Source organism: Kitasatospora sp. NPDC051702, assembly GCF_040681575.1.
Taxonomy (GTDB): Bacteria; Actinomycetota; Actinomycetes; order Streptomycetales; family Streptomycetaceae; genus Kitasatospora.
Window position 1 is genome coordinate 128,668 of record NZ_JBFAZB010000009.1, and the last position, 22,057, is coordinate 150,724.

21 protein-coding genes and 2 pseudogenes are annotated in these 22,057 nt (G+C 72.5%); 11 read left to right on the forward strand and 12 right to left on the reverse strand.

Annotated elements, in window-relative coordinates:
• The first annotated feature begins 26 nt into the window (after positions 1-26).
• Positions 27-905, forward strand: a complete 879-nt coding sequence (locus AB0N04_RS11030) for a glycosyltransferase family 2 protein (RefSeq protein ID WP_360213485.1) — start codon at positions 27-29, stop codon at positions 903-905.
• A gap of 23 nt (positions 906-928) precedes the next feature.
• Here AB0N04_RS11030 and AB0N04_RS11035 read toward each other — a convergent pair whose 3' ends face one another.
• The 4 genes and pseudogenes from AB0N04_RS11035 to AB0N04_RS11050 form a co-directional block, all read right to left on the reverse strand.
• Positions 929-2,092, reverse strand: coding sequence for a DegT/DnrJ/EryC1/StrS family aminotransferase (locus AB0N04_RS11035; protein WP_360213483.1), 1,164 nt, complete (start codon positions 2,090-2,092; stop codon positions 929-931).
• Entirely contained in the window at positions 2,089-3,144 is a 1,056-nt protein-coding gene (locus AB0N04_RS11040; RefSeq protein WP_360213497.1) for an NAD(P)-dependent oxidoreductase, read from the reverse strand. Before AB0N04_RS11040 ends, AB0N04_RS11035 begins: the two co-directional genes overlap by 4 nt.
• Positions 3,145-3,161: 17 nt before the next feature.
• Positions 3,162-3,731, reverse strand: a complete 570-nt coding sequence (locus tag AB0N04_RS11045; protein ID WP_360213481.1) for an NAD-dependent epimerase/dehydratase family protein — start codon at positions 3,729-3,731, stop codon at positions 3,162-3,164.
• 115 nt (positions 3,732-3,846) lie between these two features.
• Positions 3,847-4,221 (reverse strand): annotated as a pseudogene (locus AB0N04_RS11050) (NAD-dependent epimerase/dehydratase family protein); the annotation flags it as partial.
• A 127-nt stretch (positions 4,222-4,348) separates the two neighbouring features.
• Between AB0N04_RS11050 and AB0N04_RS11055 the strand changes: the two are divergent.
• Positions 4,349-5,710: a tetratricopeptide repeat protein gene (locus AB0N04_RS11055; RefSeq protein ID WP_360213479.1), complete on the forward strand. Its 1,362-nt coding sequence runs from the start codon at positions 4,349-4,351 to the stop codon at positions 5,708-5,710.
• Between the two features lie 361 nt (positions 5,711-6,071).
• On the opposite strand, the gene AB0N04_RS11060 is transcribed toward AB0N04_RS11055, so the two are convergent.
• The gene (locus tag AB0N04_RS11060; protein ID WP_360213477.1) at positions 6,072-7,052 is read right to left on the reverse strand and encodes a YafY family protein; all 981 of its coding nucleotides are present in this window, start codon (positions 7,050-7,052) and stop codon (positions 6,072-6,074) included.
• 56 nt (positions 7,053-7,108) lie between these two features.
• On the opposite strand from AB0N04_RS11060, the gene AB0N04_RS11065 reads away from it, so the two are divergent.
• Positions 7,109-7,555 (forward strand): hypothetical protein, encoded by a 447-nt coding sequence (locus AB0N04_RS11065; RefSeq protein WP_360213475.1) that lies wholly within the window; start codon positions 7,109-7,111, stop codon positions 7,553-7,555.
• Positions 7,552-8,094, forward strand: coding sequence for an NIPSNAP family protein (locus tag AB0N04_RS11070; RefSeq protein ID WP_360213473.1), 543 nt, complete (start codon positions 7,552-7,554; stop codon positions 8,092-8,094). The genes AB0N04_RS11065 and AB0N04_RS11070 overlap by 4 nt, the downstream gene beginning before the upstream one ends.
• 15 nt (positions 8,095-8,109) lie before the next feature.
• Here the strand turns inward: AB0N04_RS11070 and AB0N04_RS11075 are convergent.
• The 6 genes and pseudogenes from AB0N04_RS11075 to AB0N04_RS11100 form a co-directional block, all read right to left on the reverse strand.
• Positions 8,110-8,265, reverse strand: a pseudogene (locus AB0N04_RS11075) (IS5/IS1182 family transposase); the annotation flags it as partial.
• 351 nt (positions 8,266-8,616) lie between these two features.
• Positions 8,617-9,165, reverse strand: a complete 549-nt coding sequence (locus tag AB0N04_RS11080; protein ID WP_360213471.1) for an RICIN domain-containing protein — start codon at positions 9,163-9,165, stop codon at positions 8,617-8,619.
• Between the two features lie 281 nt (positions 9,166-9,446).
• Positions 9,447-10,064 (reverse strand): hypothetical protein, encoded by a 618-nt coding sequence (locus AB0N04_RS11085; RefSeq protein WP_360213469.1) that lies wholly within the window; start codon positions 10,062-10,064, stop codon positions 9,447-9,449.
• Positions 10,065-10,181: 117 nt separating this feature from the next.
• Complete coding sequence (locus tag AB0N04_RS11090; protein WP_360213467.1) at positions 10,182-11,207, reverse strand: helix-turn-helix domain-containing protein; 1,026 nt, start codon at positions 11,205-11,207, stop codon at positions 10,182-10,184.
• Between the two features lie 234 nt (positions 11,208-11,441).
• Positions 11,442-12,080 carry an NAD(P)H-binding protein gene (locus AB0N04_RS11095; protein ID WP_360213465.1) on the reverse strand — a complete coding sequence of 213 codons (639 nt, stop codon included), beginning with the start codon at positions 12,078-12,080 and terminating at the stop codon, positions 11,442-11,444.
• A 97-nt stretch (positions 12,081-12,177) separates the two neighbouring features.
• A complete protein-coding gene (locus tag AB0N04_RS11100; protein ID WP_360213463.1) occupies positions 12,178-13,131 on the reverse strand; it encodes an EamA family transporter in 954 nt (317 codons plus the stop codon).
• A gap of 98 nt (positions 13,132-13,229) precedes the next feature.
• Here AB0N04_RS11100 and AB0N04_RS11105 point away from each other — a divergent pair, with 98 nt between their 5' ends.
• The 4 genes from AB0N04_RS11105 to AB0N04_RS11120 all read left to right on the forward strand — a co-directional run bounded on the left by AB0N04_RS11105 (position 13,230) and on the right by AB0N04_RS11120 (position 17,929).
• Complete coding sequence (locus tag AB0N04_RS11105; protein WP_360213461.1) at positions 13,230-13,745, forward strand: MarR family transcriptional regulator; 516 nt, start codon at positions 13,230-13,232, stop codon at positions 13,743-13,745.
• Between the two features lie 459 nt (positions 13,746-14,204).
• Positions 14,205-15,002 (forward strand): NAD(P)-dependent oxidoreductase, encoded by a 798-nt coding sequence (locus AB0N04_RS11110; protein ID WP_360213459.1) that lies wholly within the window; start codon positions 14,205-14,207, stop codon positions 15,000-15,002.
• 424 nt (positions 15,003-15,426) lie between these two features.
• Entirely contained in the window at positions 15,427-16,122 is a 696-nt protein-coding gene (locus tag AB0N04_RS11115; RefSeq protein ID WP_360213457.1) for a hypothetical protein, read from the forward strand.
• A gap of 427 nt (positions 16,123-16,549) precedes the next feature.
• Complete coding sequence (locus AB0N04_RS11120; RefSeq protein ID WP_360213455.1) at positions 16,550-17,929, forward strand: erythromycin esterase family protein; 1,380 nt, start codon at positions 16,550-16,552, stop codon at positions 17,927-17,929.
• A gap of 442 nt (positions 17,930-18,371) precedes the next feature.
• On the opposite strand, the gene AB0N04_RS11125 is transcribed toward AB0N04_RS11120, so the two are convergent.
• A complete protein-coding gene (locus tag AB0N04_RS11125; protein ID WP_360213453.1) occupies positions 18,372-19,067 on the reverse strand; it encodes an SDR family NAD(P)-dependent oxidoreductase in 696 nt (231 codons plus the stop codon).
• Between the two features lie 102 nt (positions 19,068-19,169).
• Between AB0N04_RS11125 and AB0N04_RS11130 the strand changes: the two genes are divergently transcribed.
• The 3 genes from AB0N04_RS11130 (at position 19,170) to AB0N04_RS11140 (ending at position 21,933) form a co-directional block, all read left to right on the forward strand.
• Positions 19,170-20,048, forward strand: coding sequence for a helix-turn-helix transcriptional regulator (locus AB0N04_RS11130; protein ID WP_360213451.1), 879 nt, complete (start codon positions 19,170-19,172; stop codon positions 20,046-20,048).
• Positions 20,049-20,209: 161 nt separating this feature from the next.
• Positions 20,210-20,629 carry a YciI family protein gene (locus AB0N04_RS11135; protein ID WP_360213449.1) on the forward strand — a complete coding sequence of 140 codons (420 nt, stop codon included), beginning with the start codon at positions 20,210-20,212 and terminating at the stop codon, positions 20,627-20,629.
• Entirely contained in the window at positions 20,602-21,933 is a 1,332-nt protein-coding gene (locus AB0N04_RS11140) for a DUF6596 domain-containing protein (protein WP_360213447.1), read from the forward strand. The genes AB0N04_RS11135 and AB0N04_RS11140 overlap by 28 nt, the downstream gene beginning before the upstream one ends.
• Positions 21,934-22,057 lie beyond the last annotated feature (124 nt).

Sequence of the window (22,057 nt, forward strand, 5' to 3'; positions counted from 1 at the left end):
GTCCTCGAAGGGTCAGGTCGGTTCGCATGGGCGTCACGCTGGGCGTGGTGGTGTTGACGATGGGCAACCGGCCCGCCGAGCTGGCGGCGCTGCTGGAGTCGGTGCAGGCCCAGGACGGCGCTGACACCGGGGTACGCACGGTGGTGCTCGGGCAGGGCATCAAGCTGCCCGAACTGCCCCAGTGGGTGGACGCGGTGGAGCTGCCGGAGAACCAGGGCATCCCTGGAGGTCGCAACGCCGGCGTGGAGCGGCTGCGCGAACTCGGCGGCACGGACGTGCTGGTGGTGCTGGACGACGACGGGCTCCTGCCCCGCACCGACACCTTCCGCCTGATCCGGGAGGCCTTCGAGCAGGACCCCAAGCTGGGCATCGTCTCCTTCCGGATCGCCGACGAGACCGGATTCACCCAGCGCCGCCACGTGCCCCGCCTCGGCGCCTCGGACCCGATGCAGTCCGGGCCGGTCACGACCTTCCTCGGCGGCGGCCACGCCATCCGCATGTCCGTCATCGACCAGGTCGGGCTGTTCCCCGCGCCCTTCTTCTACGCCCACGAGGAGACCGACTTCGCCTGGCGCGCCCTGGACGCCGGCTGGGGCATCGACTACCGTGCCGACATGGTGCTCCAGCACCCCCGCACCGACCCCGCCCGCCATGCCGCCTACTACCGCATGACCGCCCGCAACCGCGTCTGGCTCGCCAAGCGCCACCTTCCCGCCCCGCTCGTGCCCATCTACCTCGCCTCCTGGATCGGCTACACCCTGCTGCGCCGCCCACCGATGGAGGGCCTGAAGGCGTGGTGGGGCGGCTTCTTCGAGGGGGTGCGGGTGGCGTGCCCGCCGCGGCGGCCGATGCGTTGGAGCACGGTACGCCGGATGGCCCAGCTGGGCCGGCCGCCGATCTTCTGACTGCCGGCCCGCGGAGGGGGTGGTCAGGCCCAGATGGCGTGCATCGCGTCGATGACCCGTTGCACGTCCGCGGCGGTCATCGCCGGGTAGCACGGCAGGGACAGCTGCCGGGCGGCCACCTGTTCGGTGATTGGCAGATGGGCCTCCACATGCCGGTATGCCGCGAGCCGGTGCACAGGCGCGAAGTGCACGCTGGTGCCGATCCCGTACACCTCCCGTAGGAGCTCGGCCACCGTGTCCCGGGAACGGCCGAAGGCCGGGTCGATCAGCACCGGGTACAGGAACCAGCCGTGCCGCACGGTGTTGAGGACGGTCGGCAGGCGCAGTCCCGGAAGGCCGGTCAGGGACCGGTCGTAGGCGGCGGCGATCCGGGCCCGGGCTGCGGTGAAGTCCGCCAGCTTCTCCCACTGCCGGATGCCGACCGCCGCCGTGATGTCCGGCATCACGCTCTTCAGGCCGGGGACGGTGACCTCGTAGTCGGCGGTGCGCCGCTTGCCGTGCCGCCGCCAGGCGGAGGAGTCGATGCCGTGCCGGCCCAGCAGCCGCGCCTTCCGGACGAGGTCGCTGCGTCCAGCGAGCATGCCGCCTTCGCCGGTGGTGATGACCTTGTTGGCGTAGAAGGAGAAGACGGCCAGATCGCCGACGGAGCCGGCCCGTGCACCGTCGCGCCAGGCGTGCAGCGCATGGGCGGCGTCCTCGATCAGCAACAGCGCGTGGTCGTCGGCCAGCCTGCGGAACGCGGCCATGTCGCAGGGCTGGCCGCCGTAGTGCATGACGGCGATCGCCTTCGTCCTCGAGGTGATCGCCGCCTCGGCCGCCTCGGGGCCGAGGTTGAAGGTCACCGGGTCGACGTCGGCGAACACCGGGGCGGCTCCGCACTGGACGACGGTGTTTGGCACCGCGCAGAACGTCAGGCTCGGCGTGATCACCTCGTCCCCGGGCCCGATCCCGGCCGCGAGCAGCGCCAGGTGCACGGCCGCGGTGCAGGAGGAGACCGCGAACGCGTCCTCGGCGCCGAGCGCCTTCCGCACCGTTTCCTCGAAGCGGGCTGCCTTCGGCCCGTGGGTCAGCCAGCCCGAGCGCAGCGCGTCCAGGACCTCCGCTTCCTCCTCCGCGCCGATCAAGGGCCGGTTCCACGGCAGGAACGGCCTGCTGGTGGCCGACTTGGCCGGCACGGCGATGGTCATGACGCCCCCCACGCACTGGTGTACTTGGCGCCGTAGCGACGGCAGCCGGCGCTGTCCAGGCGGCCGACCTTCCCGGACGTGACGGCGGCGATCAGCCCGCGGTGGTTGTCGTACTGCGCCTGCCCGGGGTCGGTGACGGCACCGGTCAGCACCAGGTCGGCGATCTCCCGCACCCCGTCCTTGAGCGTCGTGGCGCACGCGCCGGGCAGCGCCCGCTCGATCCGGGCGAAGCTCACCCGGTAGTCGCGGGCATCGGCTTCGTTCCGCTCAGGTCCCCGGTCGATCACCGCGCCGGGCACGACCTCGGCCACCGCGGCGGCGATGTCGCCGATGGTGTGGTTCTCCGGGTCGCTGCCCAGGTTCCAGGCACCGGTCAGCCGCTGCTCCAGTACCCCGGCCAGGACCCGCGCCACGTCGCCGACGTGTACGAGCGGCCGGCACTGGGAACCGCCGTTGAGAGGGATACGGCCGGTGGAGGCAGCGTGGGCCGCCATCTTGTTGACCACCGAGTCCAGCCGCTGGCGAGGCGAGGCGCCGTGCACCGTGGCCAGGCGAAGGCTCGTCAGCGCGGTCTTGCTGCCCAGCACATCGGGGAGGTGCCGCTCGGCCAGCACCTTCGTACGGGCGTAGATGCCCAGCGGGTTCGGTTCGGTGCCCTCGTCCACGGTGCCCTCGTGCAGCCCGTAGACACTGCACGAGGAGAAGAACACAAAGTGCCCGACCCCGGCCGCGGTGGCGGCCTCGGCGGCGATCATCGGGGAGGCGTAGTTGAGCTCGACCGCCAGCCGCTCGTCCAGCTGGCTGGCCGGCTCGCCGACGATCCCGCCCAGGTGCACCACGGCGTCCGCATCCGCGCTCACTCGGGAGAGAACGCCGGCGTCGCGCAGGTCCCCGTGCACGAAGCGGGCGGTGCGGGGCAGCAGTACGGCGTGGTCGTTACCGCGGTGGTAAATCAGCCCGTCCACCACGGTGACGTCGTGACCTAGCGCGGCCAGGTGGTGGGAGGCGGCGGTGCCCAGGTAGCCGGCTCCGCCGAGCAATACGACGCGCATCAGGATGATCCCTTCGTTCAGGCGGCCAGCGCGGCCGAGACAGGGGCGGGGATGGTGAACCAGTCCGGGACGGCCCCGGGAGTGGCCTTCAGCCAGGCCACGTAGCGGCTGATGCCGTTGGCCAGGTAGATCGAGGGCTGCCAGCCGAGCAGATCGGCGGCGCGGCGGGTGTCGGCGTAGCCGCCGCGTGGGTCTCCCGCGGGCATCGGCGTCGTGACGAACTCCGTGCCGGGGTAGTGGTCGGCGATCAGCTCGGCGATCTCCCGGACCGACGTGGGCACGCCGGTGCCCACGTTGACCGTCCGGCCGGTCATCCGGTCGGTGACGAGGGTGAGGATGGTGGCGCGGGCGATGTCTTCGACGTGCACCATGTCGCGCACCTGACGGCCACCGCCGTTGAGCCGGATCGGTCGGCCGGTGTGGGCGGACATGGCCATCCACGGCACCATCCACGAGTGCGAGTGCGGCTTGGGCACCTGCGGGTCGCCGTAGACGGAGAAGTACCGCACGATCGCATGCTCCGTCCCGGTGCCGGAGAGCAGCAGCCGCACCTGGTGCTCCGCCCAGACCTTGGTGTTGGCGTACACGGAGATCGGCTCGAGCGGTTGGTCCTCGCTGAACCGGGACGGGCCGCCCCCCCTCCGGGACGCCGTTGCCGTACACGGAGGCGGACGAGACGAGAACCAGACGCTTCACCCCGGCCCCGGCGACGGCGTCCAGCAGGACCTGCGTGCCGTGCACGTTGGAAGCGAACGCGATGTCGGGCCTGCGGGTGCACGCCGCGACGTCCGCGTACGCCGCCGCGTGGACCACGAAGTCCGCCCGCCGGGCCAGCCAGTTCACGGTGGCCCGCTCCCGCACGTCACCGAGGACGACCTCGGCCGCATGCCGGTCCACCTCGAACCGGTCCCGCACCGGGTGCGGGTAGGCATCGAAACGGTCGAGCACAAGCGAGCTGGCCCCGGCGGCGGCGAGCTGCGCGACGATGCGGCTGCCGACCAGGCCGCCGCCACCGGTGACCAGCACCGTGGCGCCGTCCAGCTGCCGCAACCGCGGATCGGAGGACACGTCAGCCATGAGGAATGAACCTCCTGAGGGGGTGTGGTTGGGTTCCGCCAGTGAAACGCCGGATCACCCGGCAGCGGTACGGTGGCGGCTCACCGACCCCGTTCAATCTGTTCAAGATCGTTCTAGGGAGGTTGAATTGACTGAACGACAGCAGCGCAACCAGCAACTTGCCGCAGTCATCCAAGAGTCCGGGTGCACGTACGAAGCGCTCGCCAAGGCGATCCGCACGGTCGCGGCCGAAGCGGGAGAGCCGCTGCGCACCTCCCGTTCGGCCGTCCACTACTGGGTGGCCGGCGGCACGCCGACCGGCCGGACGCCGGGCTACCTCGCCGAAGCCCTCAGCCGAAAGCTCCAGCGCAAGGTGACGCCGGCCGAACTCGCCCTAGGCTGCGACCCGGTCGAGGACGCCATGTACCCCGACCCGCTGGCCGTCGCCGCCGACCTCAGGAGGCTCATCGTGCACCGTCGCCGGGACTTCCTCGCGCTCGCGTTCTCCACCGCCGCCGTCGCGCTCCCGCTCACCTACGACCACCAGGCCGCCGCAGCGGTCCTTCGCGCCGTCGCCACCGGCCGACGGATCGGCGCCGGCGAACTCGAGACCGTACGACAGTTCACCGAGATGTTCCGCACCGCCGATGAGCGGCACGGCGGCGGCCACGGCCTGGCCGCCATCACCACTTACCTCGACGACGTCGTCACCCCCATGCTCCACGCTGGCGCCTTCCGCAACGAAGAGACCCGCAAGAGCGCCTTCGGTGCGGCTGCAGAGCTGGCCACCCTGATCGGCTGGAAGTGCCACGATGGCGGGTGGGAAGGAGCCGCGCAGAAGTTCTACCTGCTCGCCTACCAGTTCGCCTGCGAAGGCGACCCCACCGGACACGTGGCATGGACGATGCGTGCCCTCGTCCACCAGGCCCTCGACCTGAAACAGCCTGCCGGCTGCGTTGACCTGGCCCAGGCGGCGGTGGAGCGGGCGCGCGGCAAGGTCGACCGGCAAACCGAGGCGCTGCTACTGATCACGGCGGCCCGCGCCCACGGGGCGAACAGCGACGGTGCGACCGCCGCCAAACTCATCCTCGCGTCCGAAGACGCCATGGTCGCGGGCGGCGCCGACACCATCCCCACCTACGCTGCAGCCGCCGGCCCTGCCGCTGCCACCGTCGCGTCCCACACCGGCCGCACCCTGACCGAAATGAAGGACAACAAGTCCGCCGAACGCCACTACCGCACGGCCCTCGACAATCGCCGCCCCGACACCTACCACCGCCTCCGCGGCACCACCCTCGCCAACATCGCCAAGGCCGTCGCAGCCCAAGGACGCTACGAAGAAGCAACCAGCCTGTGGGGCCAGAGCCTCGACCTCATGGACGGCGTCGCTTCCCGCCGCAACCAGACAGAGCTGGACACCCTGCACTCCGCCCTCGGCCTCTACACCAGGCGGGGAGTTCACGGAGCTGCCGAACTCGCCCGCCGAGTTGTGCAACTACGCGAAGACTGACACCTGCACTCACAGCACGGCTCGACAACACAGCGGCGGGACACGGCTACGGGGACCTGATCGGTGAGGAAGCCGAACCAGCGCTCCACCTGGTTCATCCACACGACCCGGTCGAGGTGAAGTGCATGCGGAACCTGGGATGCTGAGCCAGCCCGGCACAGATTGCCGGGGTCGAGTGGGTGCCGTAGCTGTCACAGACCTGCCGGCAGGGGACCTGGGCGTCTGCTTCAACACCGGCCCCCGCTGCGCACGGAGTTCACACAGGAGTTCGGTGGGGGACCGGTGTGAGGTGCCCGCCGGTGTCGGCGAGAAGGCGGGCGAGGCGGCCGTGGGTTCTCGGCCTGTGGCGCGCGACGGGGCGTCAGTCGCCCTGCGCGCCGGGTGTGCCGAGGTAGCGGGCGGCGAGTTCGCGGACGGTGGCGGCGATCGAATCCCTCAGTTCCGGCGGGGCGAGGACTTCGAGGTCGGCGCCCAGCTTGAGGAACTGGTCGTGGGCGTGGGCCAGGGACTCGATGGGGAGGCGCGCCGTGGTCCAGCCGTCGGGGTCGAGGGTGCCGGTCTCGGTGGCGGCCCGGTGCTCGGCGGGGCCGAGGTGCTCGCGGATCCGGCCGAGGCCGCGGGGGGAGAGGCGGACGGTGGCGTGCGCGGTGTGGCGGCGGGCGTGGAAGTCGGCGACCTGCGCCTGCCAGTGGGCGGCCAGGCGGAAGCCGGCTGGGGGAGTGAACTGCTCTGCCAGGGCGGTGAGTTCGAGGATCTGGTCGACCCGGTAGGTGCGTGGGGCGGCGCCCTCGCCGGGGGAGGCGACGAGGTACCAGCGGCCGGCCTTGAGGACCAGGCCGTACGGTTCGAGGCGGCGTTCGACCGTCCCCTCCCAGCGGCAGTAGCGCACCAGGATCGCGTACCGCTCCCGGACGGCGTCCGCGACGGCGGCCAGGTGCGGGGTCTCGTCGGCGCGGCCGTACCAGCCGGGGGCGTCGAGGTGGAACCGGTCCTCGACCCAGCCGGCCGGGGTGGGCAGCGCGGCGCGCAGCTTGAGCTGCGCGGTGGACAGGGCCTCGCCGAGGCCGAGCTGGGCGGCCGGGCCGGGGAGGGCGGCGAGGAAGGCGGCCTGGGCCTCGCTGGTGGTGAGGCCGGTCAGGCGGGTGCGGAAGCCGTCCAGGAGCTGGTAGCCGCCCGCGTGCCCGGCCTCGCCGTAGAGCGGGATGCCGGCCGCGGCGAGCGCCTCCACGTCGCGGTAGACGGTGCGGACGGAGACCTCCAGCTCCTCGGCCAGCTGGGCGGCGGTCAGCCGGCCGCGGTTCTGCAGGAGCAGCAGGAGGGAGAGCAGTCGGGAAGCGCGCACACCCGGAAGTATCCACTGACAGGAGGTGTCAGTGGACCGGCCGTAGCGTCCCTCCCATGAACGACTTCGACTTCTTCACCGGCACCTGGCAGGTCACCAACCGCAAGCTCACCGCTCCGCTCACCGGCAGCGACGACTGGGAGGAGTTCCCCGGGACCAGCGTCGCCCGGCCGCTCTTCGGCGGCACGGGCAACTTCGACGAGATCACCTTCCCGACCCTGGGCCGCCAGGGGGCGACCCTGCGGCTGTACGACCAGGACAGCAAGCAGTGGTCGCTCCACTGGGCCGACAGCCGCACCGGCCGGCTCGAGCCGCCGGTGGTCGGCGGCTTCGACGGCGACCGGGGGGACTTCTTCGGCGAGGACAGCTACCAGGGCCGCCCGATCCGGGTGCAGTACACCTGGTACCGGCTCGGCCCGGACGCGGCCCGCTGGGAGCAGCGGTTCTCGGCCGACGGCGGGGCGAGCTGGGAGCTCAACTGGGTGATGGAGTTCACGCGTTGATCGTCGAGCTGCGGCAGTACACCCTGCGTCCCGGGATGCGGGAGACGCTGATCGAGCTGTTCGAGCGGGAGTTCGTGACGGCGCAGGAGGCCGTGGGGATCACGCTCGGCGGGCGGTTCCGCGACGTGGACGACCCGGACCGGTTCGTCTGGGTGCGGGCCTTCCCGGACATGGCGCAGCGCAAGCGGGCGCTCGAAGCGTTCTACTACGGGCCGCTGTGGCGGGAGCACCGGGAGGCGGCGAACGCGACCATGCTCGACTCGGACGACGTGCTGCTGCTGCGCGGCCCCGGCTACCGTCCGCCCGCGTACACGCCGCTGGTGACGGTGACGATCTGCCACCTGGAGCCCGGCGGGAGCGGGCCCGCGGCGGGCCCGGCGGCGCACCGCACCGAGCACGCGGCCAACACCTTCCCCGCGCTGCCCGTCCGCGAGGAGGCCGACGTGCTGCTCTGGTTCACCGAGGGCGCGGCCACCCGGCCGCACTGGCCCGGCCGGGTGGAACAACTGCGGCTGGCGCCGGTCGGGCCGCAGGACTAGGTTCTTTCCTTTGGATCAGCGGGCGGACCAGGTGACGATGCCTGCAATGTGGAGTCCGGCCTGGAAGACGGTGGCGGTCTTCCCGTAGCGGGTGGCCAGTTCGCGCCAGTTCTTCAGGCGGTTGATGCACCGTTCGACGGTGTTGCGCTGTTTCTGGGCCTCGCGGTCGAAGCCGGGCGGACGGCCTCCGCCGGCGGCTGGGGCCCTCGATGCGGGAGCATCTGACGGAAGCCCAAGCCGGCCAGGCAGCGGAGCTACTGAAGAGGGCAAGGCAGGGGCTGTTTTGCTTTCGACAGGCGACCGGGAACTGGTGAGTTTACCACCAGCACCCCCGAGGAGACACGCCGGATACGCCGGATGTGAGCGGCCAAGCGCGCCGCCTTCTCCAGGAAGACGACTGAGCAAGACCGCCCCGTCCCTCTGTCCACGCTTGTGGGCAGAGGGGCCGGGGCTTGCTGGTGCCTGGACTGGAAACGCCCTCGCTGCGGGAAGCAGCGAGGGCGAACATGCGACGCGGGTCGGCTAGTTACCGGTCCACGACCACTGCTGCTCGGCGGGAGGGTTGCTTGCGCACGTCCAGAGCGTGACCCAGACACCGTTGGCCTGCGAGCCGCCGTAGTTGGTCAGGCACTTGTCCCTGGCGTTTGAGGGCCTGATGGTGGTCTGGGACCCGCGAACCTGGTCGAAGTTCTGAACAGAGGAGCCGGTGCACGTCCACAGGGTCAGCACGGCGCCGTTGGCGGTGCTGTTGCCGCGAGGGGTCAGGCACTTGCCGCTGGCGCTGTGCACCAGGGCGTCCCCCCTCCAGTAGAACATCTGGAGATCGTTGCCGTTGCACGTCCACAGGGTGATGACCGTGCCGTTGGCGGTGCTGTTGCCCTCAGGCGTCGCACAGAAATTGCTGGGCCTGGCGGAGTTGGCCAGAGGGTACCCGGCTGCGTCCGCATGGGCGGGTGATGCGACGAAAAGGACCGCGAAAAACGCCGCGAAGGTCGCTGCGGCTCGACGAACGATGTTGATGATGTCCCCCCAAAGTTGATCTTGCTTGGTTGGTGAGAAGGATAAACACACTTGACTATTCCTTGGCCATGGTTTTCTTCCGCCCGCAGACCCACATCCATCGCCGTCTTCTTCATCTGGTCGGCGAGATGATCTGAAAGAAGCGGCCTAGCCGTTGATCTGCCCACCGTCGCCCTGTTCACCTCCAGCGACCTCGACGCCCTGCTCACCGCCCGCCGCCCTGGCCTTCCACGGCTGTCTGGATTTTGATCATCGAGGGTGCACGCATCCGTCTTCGGGGTGCGGGGCCTGTCGTTCACCGGTGCCCGCTCAGGAGCACGGCGGGCAGCCGGTCAGTGCCATGCGTCGCAGGCGACGAGGTGGTCGTCCATGTTGTAGATGCAGGCACGGACCCAGTTGCCGGGGCCGTCGTAGATGCTGTCGCCCCAGGCGGCGGTGTTCACCACCGTGCTGAGGATGCCGTCCCAGGTGCTGCCGCCGTCGTAGGACCGGTCCATGTAGGTGTCGAAGTTGTGGTTGGGGGAGTACCCCTGCTGGGTCGCCCACTCGTGGTGGTTCTTGTCCAGGGTGGTGGCGAGGGTCCACCAGCCCCAGCCGGCGCTGTCGCACTGGGACCAGTACACGCCGACGACGCAGTTGTGGTCGGTGGCGGGCTGCGGGCTGACGTTGAGCCGGGTGCCCTCCTCGCGGCTCTTGGCCTCGGCGGCGAGTGCGATCTTCGCCTGGTCCGTGGCCGCGCGCTGCGCCGGGGTGAGAACGGCGAGTTCCTGGTTGCCGCCGATGATGACCGGGTTGTCGATCGATCCGAGCGGCGCCTGCGGGTTGTAGCTGTGGTGGCCGGCCGCGGCCTTGACGGGGGAGGCGGCGTTCGCCGGGGCGGCGAGGGTGCCGAGTGCGGTGGTGGCGGCGACGGCCGCGAGAACGGTGGCGAGCTTGAGGCGGATGGTCACGGACTGTTCCTCTTCTTCGGGCGGACGGCGATGGTGGCGCGGGGGTGAGGGGCACGACCGCGCCCCGGCCGCCGTGATCCCACGGCGGACCGTCAACTCCCCACCCGTGAACACCGCTTACGTCGGCCTGTGGTCTCCGGCGCCATGAAATCTAGGCCGGGTCGGCGCGCTGTGGTGCACATGCCGTGCAGGGCCTCCCGACCCTGCGTGCAGTGCGGTCCGGAGGGCGTTCGCGCGGTGCTCGGTCGGCGTGATGCCGTACGCCTCGCGGAACGCGCGGCTGAAGACGGTGGCGTTCGGGAAGCCCCAGCGGCCCGCGATCGCCTGGACGGAGTGGTTCCTCAGCTCGTGGCGCGCGAGGTCGGCGTGACAGCGTTCGAGCCGGCTTCGGCGGATGGAGGCCGCGACGCTGACGGGTTGCCCCTCGAAGAGCGTGTAGAGGCCGCGCAGGGAGATGTGGTGCCGGTCGGCGATGGTCCGGGGCGTCAGGTCCGGGTCGCCGAGGTTGTGCTCGATGAAGCCGGCGATCCGCTGCCGCATGGCCCGGGCGCGGGCCTCGGCCGGTGCCTCGGCCGGTGCCTCGCCGAGGGCTCCGAGGTGCTGGGCCAGGCAGGCGGTGGCCAGGTCGACGGCGATGGATCCCAGGCGTCCGGTTTCCTCGGCCCGGCAGTCCGGGCCGTGCGTGACGAGTGCGGTCAGGAAGTCGGCGAGGATCGCTCCCGTTCCCCCGGACACGGGGATGGGCCGGGCGAGTAGGCGGTCGGTCCGGCTCGGCTGCAGTGGCAGGACGGACCGGGGCATCTGCAGCACGATCGCCTGCACGAGCCCGCCGTCGGAGGTCGTCCCGGTGTCCTCCGGGGCAGGTGAGGTGCCCGGCCGTAACGGGTCCTCCGCGATCACCGCCTCGGGGCGGGGCCGGGGCACCCGGAGGGCGCGTGGCGTCGTCAGCACCAGCTGGTACTGCTCGGGGTCACCCCGCGGGACACGGAACGGGGTGCGGTGCGACCGGACCGGCGAGACGGCGAAGGTCGACACCTGTACGGGCCCCAGCCCCAGGTTCGTGATCCCGGTACGGAAGCCGGCCAGGTGTTCCGTGGCGAGCGCGACGAGCATCAGCTCACCGGACACCGCGTCACCGGACATCGCGTCACCGGACCCCGGCTCACTCGGCGCCGCGTCGCTCGGTACCGCCTCGCTCGGCGCCGCCTCACCGGACCGGGTGAACCTGTCCGCCGACGGTACGGCGGCTGCCGGTGCACTGCACGATCCCACGAAACCCTCCAGATGCTCACGGTGTGACAGGAACCCGGTCCTTGCGTCGGCGGAGATCACGCCCCGCCGGCGATCGGACCGGTCGACAGCCCGGCCGGGTCCGCCTCAGTACGCGACGGTGAAGCGCGTGCGCTGGTGGGCGGGCCGCTCGGCCTCGTCGAGCAGGGCGACGGCGAGGTCCTCCATCGAGACGGCGGAGACACCGTCGGCGTCGACCAGCAGTTCGTCCTTGCCGAGCCGGTAGCGGCCGGTGCGCTCACCCGGTGCGAGGAGGGCGGCGGGGCTGAGGTAGGCCCAGTCGACCTCGGTGTCCGCGCGGCACAGGGCGAGCTGCTCGCCACAGGCCCGGGCGATGGGCAGCCAGGAGGGCGGGAAGGCGGGGTCGTCGACGACGGTGGCGCCGTCGCCGCCCGGCAGGGTGAGGCTGCCGGCGCCGCCGACGAGCAGCAGGCGCACGCCCGTCCCGGCCAGGCCGGCCAGCAGGCCCTTGGTGGCGGTGGCGAGTTCGGGCTCGCTGCCGGGCGCCGGGCGGGTGGCGCCGATCACCACGTCCTGGCCGGTGGCCAGCCGGGCGACGTCCTCGGGGATGCGGGCGTCGCCGGTGGCGACGGTGACGGCGCCGGGCAGGCCGTGCGGCCGGGCGGGGTCGCGCAGGACGGCGGTGACCTGGTGGCCGCGGGCGACGGCCTCGGCCACCACCCGGCTGCCGACGTTGCCGGTGGCGCCGAAGACGGTGATGCGCATGGGGTTCTCCGGTTCAGGAAGGGGACGTACGGGGGACGAACGGGTTTCGGGCGAGGCAGGCGCTCGGGCGCCGTGGACGGTCGGAGGGTGCTCGGGCTCAGCGGGTGCGCCCGTGGACGGGCTGCCGCGTCGCGGCGGCCGTGGCCGGCGCGGGCTGCGCGGCGGGGGAGACCGGGCCCTGCGGGGCGGCGGGGCCGGTCCGCCGCTGCGTCTGCGCCGCGACCAGCGAGCCGAGCACGATCACCGCCCCGAGCGCCTGGACGGGGCTAAGGTCCTGCCCGAGGGCGAGCCAGCCGAGCGCGGTGGCGACCACCGGGCTGAGCAGCCCGAGGAAGGTGACGGAGGTCGGCGGCAGCGCGCGGATCCCGCGGAACCACAGCGCGTACGCCACGGCCGCGCCGATCACGCTGAGGTAGCCGTAGCCGAGCAGGTTGCCGCCCGTCAGGTGGGTCGGCGGCGCGCCCTCCACCAGGAGCGCGACCGGGAGCAGCAGCAGACCGCCCGCGGTGAGCTGCCAGCCGGTGGTGGCGAGCAGCGGGGCCGGTGAGGTCCACCGCTTGGAGAGGACGACGCCGGTGGCCATCACGACCGCGCCGCCGAGTGCGGCGGCCACCCCGAGGGCGTCGAGCTGCGCACCGGCGCGCAGGACCATCAGGCTGACGCCGGCCACGCCGGCGATGCCGGACAGCACGGTGCGCAGGGAGAGCCGATCGCCCAGGAGCCCGGCGGAGAGTCCGGCGGCGATCAGCGGCTGGACCGAGCCGAGGGTGGCCGCGACCCCGCCGGGCAGCCGGTAGGCGGCGATGAAGAGGAGCGCGAAGAACGCGCCGATGTTGAGCGCGCCCAGCACCAGCGAGCGCCACCACCAACTGCCCTTCGGCAGGCGGCGGGTGACGGCGATGAGGAGCAGGCCGGCCGGCAGGGCGCGGATCACCCCGGCAAGCAGCGGCCGGTCGGGCGGGAGCAGTTCGGTGGTGACGAGGTAGGTCGAGCCCCAGATGGCGGGGGCGAGGGCGGTCAGCAGCACGATGGCGAGTCGATTACTTAGCACTAAGCCAATGTATCTCAGCGCTAAGGCATCTGGATGCGGCCCCGGGTGATCGCCGATGTGAGGTACCTCACCGCTAAGACATCGCCTACCCTGGACCCGTGGCAGATCACGTGGACCGGGTGGTGCGGCAGTGGGGCACGGAACGCCCCGACCTCGACGTCTCCCCGATGGAGGTCTTCGGCCGGCTCACACGCCTCAGCCGCCTCGTCGACACCGAACTGAAGCGGAACTTCGCCGAACACGACCTGGACGCCGCCTCCTTCGACGTCCTCGCCACCCTGCGCCGCAGCGGCCCGCCCCACCTCCACACCCCCACCGGCCTGATGCGGTCGTCGATGGTCACCTCCGGGGCGATCAGCCAGCGCCTCGACCGGCTGGAAGCCCGCGGCCTGGTCATCCGCACACCCAGCGGGACTGACCGCCGCAGCCGCCGCGTGGCCCTCACCCCCGAGGGCCGCGCCCTGGTCGACCGCGCCCTCCCCACCCACCTCGCCGTCGAACGGCGCGTCCTCTCCGGCCTCGACGCACCGCAGACCGAGGCCCTGGTGGCGGCCCTGCGCACCGTGCTCACCGCGCTGGGCGACGACACCTTGGGCGACGGCGAGGCCGGATGACGGCCGCATCTGCTGCTCGGCCGACGCGTCGGACCGGACGGACTCGACCACGGCGACGAAGGCGCGACGGACCGGCGCCGGGCGGCTGTCGTCCGGGCGCCCCGCGCCGACCAGTGGGGATCGGGCCGTGTGCCGACTTCGCCGTCGGCCCGCCTCCGTTCCCGCCGACGAGCTGCGAGCGCGCCCTGCGCAGGTCGATGATCCGACCCGCGGCGAGCCCCGTTTCCCCGGGGCGGTGGCGGTCCGGTCACGGGCTTCGCCGAGCGCGACCGCACAGTCGGGGGCGGGCGGGGGTGGCGGTGCGTGGTGTCCGGGGGGTAACCCACGCACCGCCGACCCGCCCGCGACCGCCGTCTACCCCCGTTTCCCCGGCCCATGCCCGCGGGCGGACCACCCGTCAGGACGGCCCGGCGGCGGGTACCGTCAGGTGACCGCAGAACAACCCGGGAGGCACGGACCATGGTCGACCAGCCCCGTCACGTCCTCCTCACCGGCGCCGCCGGCCGCATCGGCAGCTGTCTGCGGGAGCTGCTGCCGGCCTACGGCTACCGGCTGCGCTGCTTCGACCGGCTCCCGGTGCCCGGCGAACCGGACGCGATCACCGCCGACCTGGGGGACGCCGAGGCGCTGGCGGCGGCCACGCACGGCGTCGACGCCGTGGTGCACCTGGCGGGCATCCCGGGCGAGGCCCCGTTCGCCGACATCCTGGCCGCCAACATCGACGGCACCCACCGGCTCTACGAGGCCGCCAGGGCGGCGGGCGTGCGGCGGATCGTCTACGCCAGCAGCAACCACGCGGTGGGCTTCACCGAACGGCCCGCCGACGGCGCCACCGTGCCGGTGGACACCCCGCAGCGGCCCGACACCTACTACGGCCTCTCCAAGTGCTTCGGCGAGAACCTCGCCTCGCTGTACGCCGACCGGCACGGGACCGAGACGGTCTCGCTGCGGATCGGCTCCTTCGCGGACGAGCCGCACAGCATCCGGATGCTCGCCACCTGGCTCAGCCCGGGCGACTGCGCCCGCCTGGTGCACGCCGCGCTCACCGGGCCGGTGGCCGGGCACGTCGTGGCCTACGGCATCTCCGCCAACACCCGGGCCTGGTGGGATCTCGCCTCCGCCCGGGCACTCGGCTACCGGCCGCAGGACGACGCCGAGTCCTTCGCCGCCGACCTGATCGCGAAACACGGCGAACTGCCCCCCGACGAGCCGGAGTTCCGCTACCTCGGCGGCCACTTCACCCAGACCGGCCCCTGACGGCCGGCTCGCCCCCTGGCGCCGTCGGCCGGGCCGAGCGGCGGGCGCGCTCACACGAGCGCGGCGACCAACTGGACCAACACGGTGACGACGACCGCCACCCACAGGTAGGGAAGGCGGTCCCGGCGGCCCAGCTGCTCCCGCCAGTTCACCGGGGCGATCTTCGGCGTCAGTACGCCGCCTGAAAGTTGGTCGGGACGAGGGGGACGTGAGCCGCCGGGAAGGGGCCGGGCCCTTCCCGACCGCCGCCGCCCGGCGGTACACGCCGTCCCGGCGCCGCCGCGGCGCAGGCGAAGGCCGCCCTCCGGTGGGGCAGACGGTGATGGGTGCCGGTAACGCTTCCGTCACGGCTTGTCACTGCGGGCGTGGGGGGACTCGGGGGACCGCTAGTACTGGTGACTTCTCATCACGGGACGGAGGCCTGATGAGCTACCCACCGACACCACCGCCGCCGTCTTCCCCGCCGTCGGGCGGGGCGGGCACCGCTGTGCCGCCTTCGTTCTCGCCGCCACCGGGCGGGGCGGGAGCCGTTCAGCCGCCGCGCCGCCGGGTCGAGACGGTCACGGCGGTGATCGGCGCGTTCACCGGCGTCGGCGGCCTCGTGGTGGGCTTTCTCGCCTTGCCCGCCGCAGGCCTGCAGTCCCCGGCGGGAACGCCGGAGACCCGGACGGTCACCGCGACCGTGACCACGACGGTCACTGCCGCCGCAGTGTCGGCGCCGGCCGGTGCTGCGAGCGGCAGCCCTTCGGCCACGGCCAAGGCCGACAGTGTGTACTGGAGCGGTTCCCTGCTGATCTCCGCCCAGGAGAGCGTGGCTCTCGGGTACGGTCTCGACACAAACCCGCCGAGGAAGACCGCTGACGGGATCGATCTCCAGGCCTCTCCCGACAGCACGGGGACCGTGCTGGTCATCCGCGATGCCGCCCGGGTGCCCATTGGTCAGACGCCGACCAAGGCTGCCTGTTCGGACCTCGCACAGACGCACCGGGAACCCAACGCGGAGGTCACCGTCGGCCAGTCGGCGTGTTTGGTCACCCATCGCGGGAAACTGGCCGTGGTGAAGCTCACCAGCACTTCGACCAACCCGAGGGCGGAAGTCGCCGTCACCGTGTGGAACTAGTCTCCGGCGCCGGGGAGTTTCGGCACCCTCGCTGACCTGCGGTGGTGAGTTTCGCCCCGAGGCGGCTGGTGAGTCTGCCGGCCTGGCCAGGCCTGGGCTCGGTCGTTCGAGCAAGCAGCGGGGTTCGGCGGGGCAGACGGCGATACAGAGCCTGCGACCTGACGGCGCCCCGGATCGGGTGCCGCCCGCGCCGCCGTCCGGCAGGTTCCCAGCGCCTGCGGTCAGCGTCTGGGATGACCCCGCCACCTGGCGACCGCCGCGCACCCCACCGCGCGCCGGCGGGTGCCGGCCGGTGGATCCGTGCGGGGGATTACCCCCGGTGATGATGGCGGTGCTCCCCAGTGCGCGGCGGGCCCTGCCCACACGAAGATCAACTCATCGAACGCCGAGGTCATCGGCGTCCCGTCGAGTTGAGGTGGTCGAAACGATGGCAGACGACAAGCGGATCGCACGGCGTGGACTCCTGGCGGCGGTGGTCGCCGCGGCGGTGCTCGTCCCGGTGGCGGCGGTCGCCGCGCCGGTGTCCCCGGGCGGCACGGGCACGGGAACCGCCACGGGCGCGGCGGTGCAACGCTCCGCCGTGGTGAGCGCGTTGGAGAGCGTCGCCCGGCCGCTGCGGACGACCGAACCCGGCGGCGGCAACGCCGACCTGCGCGCCATGGGCTCGATGATCGGCGACGCCGAGGTCGTCGGCCTCGGCGAGGCCACCCACGGCTCGCACGAGTTCTTCGCGATGAAGCAGCGGCTGTTCCGCTACCTCGTCGAGGAGAAGGGCTTCACCACCTTCGCCCTGGAGACGAGCTGGAGCAGCGGCCTGCAGATCGACGAGTACGTCCAGGGCGGTCCGGGCGACGCGCGGCAGATCGTCAAGGAGGCCCTGGGCGGCAGTCCGTGGGACCGCGAGGAGTTCGCCGACCTGATCGCCTGGATGCGCGCCCACAACCGGAGCCACCCGCGGAACCCGGTCCACTTCGTCGGCGACGACCTCGGCCTCCCCAGGCTCGGCGACCGGATGTTCGAACGGGTCACGTCCTACGTGCGCGGCGCCCGCCCCGACCTCCTCCCGCAGCTCGAAGGGCTCTACAAGGACCTGAGGCCGTTCGACGACACCTTCGCCTACCTGCGCAAGCCGGCCGCCGAGCGCCGCGACGACGCCGCCAAGGCCCAGCAGGCGCTCGACCTCGTCATCGCCAGCGGCGCCGGCGCCCCCGACGACGACGCCCACGCCTGGGCCGTGCAGCACGCCCGGAACATCGCCCAGACCTTCGCCTTCACCACCCTGGACATCACCGACCCGGCCTCGGTGGCCGCCTCGGAACAGCTGCGCGACCGCGCGATGGCGGACAACACCGCCTGGTGGCAGCGCCGCACCGGCGGCAAGGTCCTGCTGTCGGCCCACAACGGACACGTCGGCTACCTGGCCACCGACACCTTCCTGTACCCCAAGCCGCAGGGCTCCCACCTGCGCGACACCTACGGCCGCGACTACGTGGCCATCGGCTTCACCTTCGACAGCGGCTCCTTCCTCACCAACGGCGCTGTCCTGACCGATGACTGGAAGACCGTCACCGTCCCGGCGGCCACGCCGGACATGAACGAGTACACCCTCGACCAGGTCCGCCACCGGGACTACTACGTCGACCTGCGCACCGCGCCCCGGGCGGCCCGCGACTGGCTGGCCGTCAGCCGCCCCAGCTACGACGCGGGCTCGATCTACGTCAGCGACCCGATGCCGCGCCTCGCGATCGGCCAGGCCTACGACATCCTCATCCACCTCAACCAGGTCACCCAGGCCCGCAAGTTCTGACCCCGCGCCCTCCCCTCCCGGCCCGGACACGGGGCGGGGGAGGGGCATCCGCCTTCGCGAGGAACCGACACCGGCCCCGCTCCGAACGGATCCCGGAGCGGGGCGGCACCGCGCGGCGCCGCACGGACTGCTCTCGTAGGACGGCCGCGCTCCCGCACCCGACGGGGCGGGCGATCTCCTCGACGGCGAGGTCTGTGCTCTCCAGGAGCCCCTCTTGGCGCGGGCGGTGCCGAGGCCGCGGCGCAGGGCGTCCACGAGATCGATGACGTTGGTGGCCTCGGGCACGGGTCCGGCGGAGACGGCGATCCGGCGGCCGGCGAGCCACCGGGCGCATCGATGTGCCCGGCCTGCTCGAACAGACCTCCCGGCCGGTCGGCCACGCGGGCGCCACCGTCGGGGAGGCGGGACGGACCGGCCGTGTTCCCGGGACTGCCCGAGGGCTTCACCAGGCCATCGCGCCGTGCCGGTCACGGAAGGTCCCGGTCGGTCCGTCCGTTCCGAGGGTGGCGAGTTCGACGATCGCGTCGGTCCCCTCGGTCACCGTCTGCGGGCCGCTGTGACCGTTGAAGTCGGTCGCCGTGTAGCCCGGGTCGGCCGCGTTCACCTTCACGTCCGGCCAGGACTTCGCGTACTGCGTGGTCAGCATGGTCACCGCGGCCTTCGACGCCGTATAGAGCGGCGCGACGAACCGGCCCTCGACACGCTCGGTGTCATGGGTGGCCGCGAAGGAGCCCATGCCGCTCGACACGTTGACGATGACCGGGTTCGCGGACATCCGCAGGAGGGGCAGGAACGCGTGGGTGACGCGGACGATCCCCACGACATTGACCTCGAACACCGCGCTGGCGTCCGCGGCCGTGATCTGGTCGGCGGCGTTGGAGGTGCCGAGGATTCCCGCGTTGTTGATCAGGACGTCGATGCTTCCCTCGTGAGCCCTGACGTCGGCGACGGCCGCGGCCACGGACGCGTCGTCGGTCACGTCGATCTGCACGAACCGGGCACCGAGCGCGTCGGCGGCCGCCCGGCCGCGCCGGGGATCGCGCGCACCGACGATGACGGTGTGGCCCGCTTCGACCAGTCGGCGGGCGGTCTCGTACCCGAGGGACTTGTTGGCACCTGTGATGAATGTGGTCGTCATGCGTCCACTCTCGGCCGACGGCGGGAGGAGAGCCAGTGCCCTCCGCGACAGTAGGACTGCCGGTACCAGGCACAGGGGCCGGCCGGCGGACACAATGGCCGGGTGGACGAGACACTTGGCACGGCACTGCGCCGCTGGCGCGACCGCCTTTCTCCCGTGGACATCGGGCGGACCGCGCGGCCCGGACGGCGCGCGGCGGGGCTGCGGCGCGAGGAGCTGGCCGAGCTCGCCGGGCTCTCGGTCGACTACGTGGTGCGCCTGGAACAGGGGCGCGCCACGAACCCTTCGGCGCAGGTCGTCGCAAGCCTGGCCAGGGCCCTGCAGTTGGAACCCGAGGAGCGCGATCACGCCTACCGGCTGGCCGGCCTCCTGCCCCCGCACGAGGGGACGATCTCCACGCACGTCCCGGCGGGGGTCCAGCGGATGCTGGCCCGCCTCGGGGAGTTCCCCGTGGGGGTGTTCAGCGCCGACTGGACCCTGCTGTCCTGGACTCCCGCATGGGCGGCGCTGTTGGGCGACCCCAGCGGACGGACGCACACCGAGCGGAACCTGGTGCGGGCGGTCTTCGCGTCGGGGCCCGGAAGGCTCGCCGCCTGGCCCGTGCAGCAGGACGGCGACACCCTGCGCTCCGCCCTCGTCGCCGATCTGCGTGCGGCCCTGGTCACGTATCCCCACAGCCGTGGACTGGTCGACCTCGTGGAGGAACTGCGTTCCACCAGTGCGGAGTTCGCCCGCCTGTGGGACGAGGGCGCGGTCGGTCGGCACATCTCGGCCCGCAAGACCGTCGTGCACCCCCAGGTCGGCGACGTGACGTGCGACTGCGACGTGCTCACCGTCCCGGGCAGCGACGTCCGTCTCGTCGTCTACACCGTGGCCGCGGGTTCCGCCGACGCGGAGAAGCTGGAGTTCCTGCGGGTCACGAGCGGCGTTCGCGTCGGCGGCTCCCCGCCTCCGGGGCCCGGACTGATCTCGGCACCGTGACGACCGGACCGATCGGACGAAGCCGAGCGGTAGGCGAGCCGCCCGGCCCGCACCCGGTGCGGCCTGAAAAGATTTCCCTCCGCCGCGTCGATCGGCGGCCGCGCCGTTCGACCTAGGACTGAGAGGGTCGAGGAGACGACCCCTGACCAAGGAGATGGACGATGGCGAAGTACATGCTGATCATGCGGGGCACGGACGAGTCCGTCGCGAAGATGATGACCACGCCGTTCGAGGAGATGCTGGAGACGGTCGGCCGCTTCAACGAGGAGCTGATCCGGGCGGGGGTCCTCGTCGCCGCGGAAGGACTCGACGACCCCTCCCAGGGAGTGGTCGTCGACTACAGCGGCGAGACCCCCGTCGTCACCGACGGCCCGTACGGCGAGACCAAGGAGCTCTTCGGCGGCTTCTACCTGATCGACGTCGCCTCGAAGGAGGAAGCGGTCGAGTGGGCCAAGCGCCTCCCGGCCGTCGCCGGCTCCAAGTGCGAGGTGCGCCGCGTGCCGGGCATCGACGAGTTCCCGCAGGACAACGAGTGGATCGTCAAGGAGCGGGCGTGGCGCGAGCGGACCGGCCAGCTGTGACGACCCCGGCCCCCGACGGCCCGCCGAGCCCCGAGTCGGCTCGGCGGGCCGTCGAGGCCGTCTGGCGGATCGAGTCCGCGCGGATCGTCGGCGCCCTGGCCCGCTACACCGGGGACTTCGCGCTCGCCGAGGACGTCGCGCAGGAGGCTCTGGCCGAGGCACTCGTCTCCTGGTCGGCAAACGGTGCGCCGGCCAGCCCGGTGGGCTGGCTCCTCGCGACCGCCCGGCGGCGGGCCATCGACGCCTTCCGCCGCGGATCGGCACTCGAGGAACGGTACGCCCTGCTCGCAGGGCCACTGGCCGAGGGCGAGTTCAGCTCCGGCGCGCAGACCGCACCCGGTCGGCCGGACGACCCGCCCTGGGACCCCGACCGCGTCGACGACGACGTCCTCGCCCTCATGTTCACCGCCTGCCACCCGGTGCTCTCGCCCGAGGCCCGGGTGGCCCTCACGCTCCGCGTGGTGGGCGGCCTGTCCAGCGAGGAGATCGCCCGCGCGTTCCTCCTGCCCACCCCGACCGTCCAGGCCAGGATCACCCGCGCGAAGAAGACGATCGCCGCCGCCCACGTGCCGTTCGAACTCCCGCCGCCCGAGGAACGACCGGCACGCCTCGGCGCGGTCCTCAGCGTCCTGTACGTGATCTTCACCGAAGGCTCCACGGCGACCGCCGGAGACCACCTGCTGCGCCCGGACCTCGCGTACGAGGCCGTGCGGTTGGCCCGGACGCTGGCCGCCCTGCTGCCGGGCGAGCCGGAGGTGCACGGCCAGCTCGCGCTGTTCGAGCTCACCGCCGCGCGCTTCCCGGCGCGCACCGGGCCCGACGGCGAGGCGGTACTGCTGGAGGACCAGGACCGCCGCCGGTGGGACCGCTCCGCCATCCGTCGCGGCCTGGCCGTGCTCGGCCGGGCCTCCACCCTGGGGCGGGGCCTCGGACCGTACGGTCTGCAGGCGGCCATCGCCGCGTGCCACGCGACGGCGCCCTCGGTGCAGGAGACCGACTGGGAACGCATCGTCCTCCTGTACGAGGCGCTCGGCCGCGTGGCCCCGTCACCCGTCGTCGAGCTCAACCGGGCCGTGGCCGTCGCGATGGCGAGCGGACCGGACGAGGCACTGTCCCTGGTCGACGACCTGCTCGCCTCCGGCCGTCTGGCAGGCTCGCACCTGCTCCCGAGCGTGCGCGGCGAGCTGCTGGTCCGCCTCGGCCGCACCTCCGAGGCCCGGGCCGAACTGGAACTCGCCGCCCGTCTGTGCCGCAACGCCCGCGAGCGGGCGGTGCTGCTGCGCAAGGCGGCCGCCCTGCACTGACGCCCGTCCGAGCCGTGCAGCCGTCCCGCTCGCGCACCGGCCGGTCAGCCGGGCGACCGACGCCGCGGCGGCCGCCCTGGGGTCAACTCAGCCGGCGTCAGGCGAGGCGCTCAGGACGGCCACG

Excerpts from the sequence above, each read along its gene's own strand:
- AB0N04_RS11030 (WP_360213485.1), top strand. The coding sequence starts at position 27 with ATGGGCGTCACGCTGGGCGTGGTGGTGTTGACGATGGGCAACCGGCCC.
- AB0N04_RS11035 (WP_360213483.1), bottom strand. The coding sequence starts at position 2,092 with ATGACCATCGCCGTGCCGGCCAAGTCGGCCACCAGCAGGCCGTTCCTG.
- AB0N04_RS11040 (WP_360213497.1), bottom strand. The coding sequence starts at position 3,144 with ATGCGCGTCGTATTGCTCGGCGGAGCCGGCTACCTGGGCACCGCCGCC.
- AB0N04_RS11065 (WP_360213475.1), top strand. The coding sequence starts at position 7,109 with ATGAACGACTTCGACTTCTTCACCGGCACCTGGCAGGTCACCAACCGC.
- AB0N04_RS11090 (WP_360213467.1), bottom strand. The coding sequence starts at position 11,207 with ATGTCCGGTGACGCGGTGTCCGGTGAGCTGATGCTCGTCGCGCTCGCC.
- AB0N04_RS11095 (WP_360213465.1), bottom strand. The coding sequence starts at position 12,080 with ATGCGCATCACCGTCTTCGGCGCCACCGGCAACGTCGGCAGCCGGGTG.
- AB0N04_RS11110 (WP_360213459.1), top strand. The coding sequence starts at position 14,205 with ATGGTCGACCAGCCCCGTCACGTCCTCCTCACCGGCGCCGCCGGCCGC.
- AB0N04_RS11115 (WP_360213457.1), top strand. The coding sequence starts at position 15,427 with ATGAGCTACCCACCGACACCACCGCCGCCGTCTTCCCCGCCGTCGGGC.
- AB0N04_RS11120 (WP_360213455.1), top strand. The coding sequence starts at position 16,550 with ATGGCAGACGACAAGCGGATCGCACGGCGTGGACTCCTGGCGGCGGTG.
- AB0N04_RS11125 (WP_360213453.1), bottom strand. The coding sequence starts at position 19,067 with ATGACGACCACATTCATCACAGGTGCCAACAAGTCCCTCGGGTACGAG.
- AB0N04_RS11135 (WP_360213449.1), top strand. The coding sequence starts at position 20,210 with ATGGCGAAGTACATGCTGATCATGCGGGGCACGGACGAGTCCGTCGCG.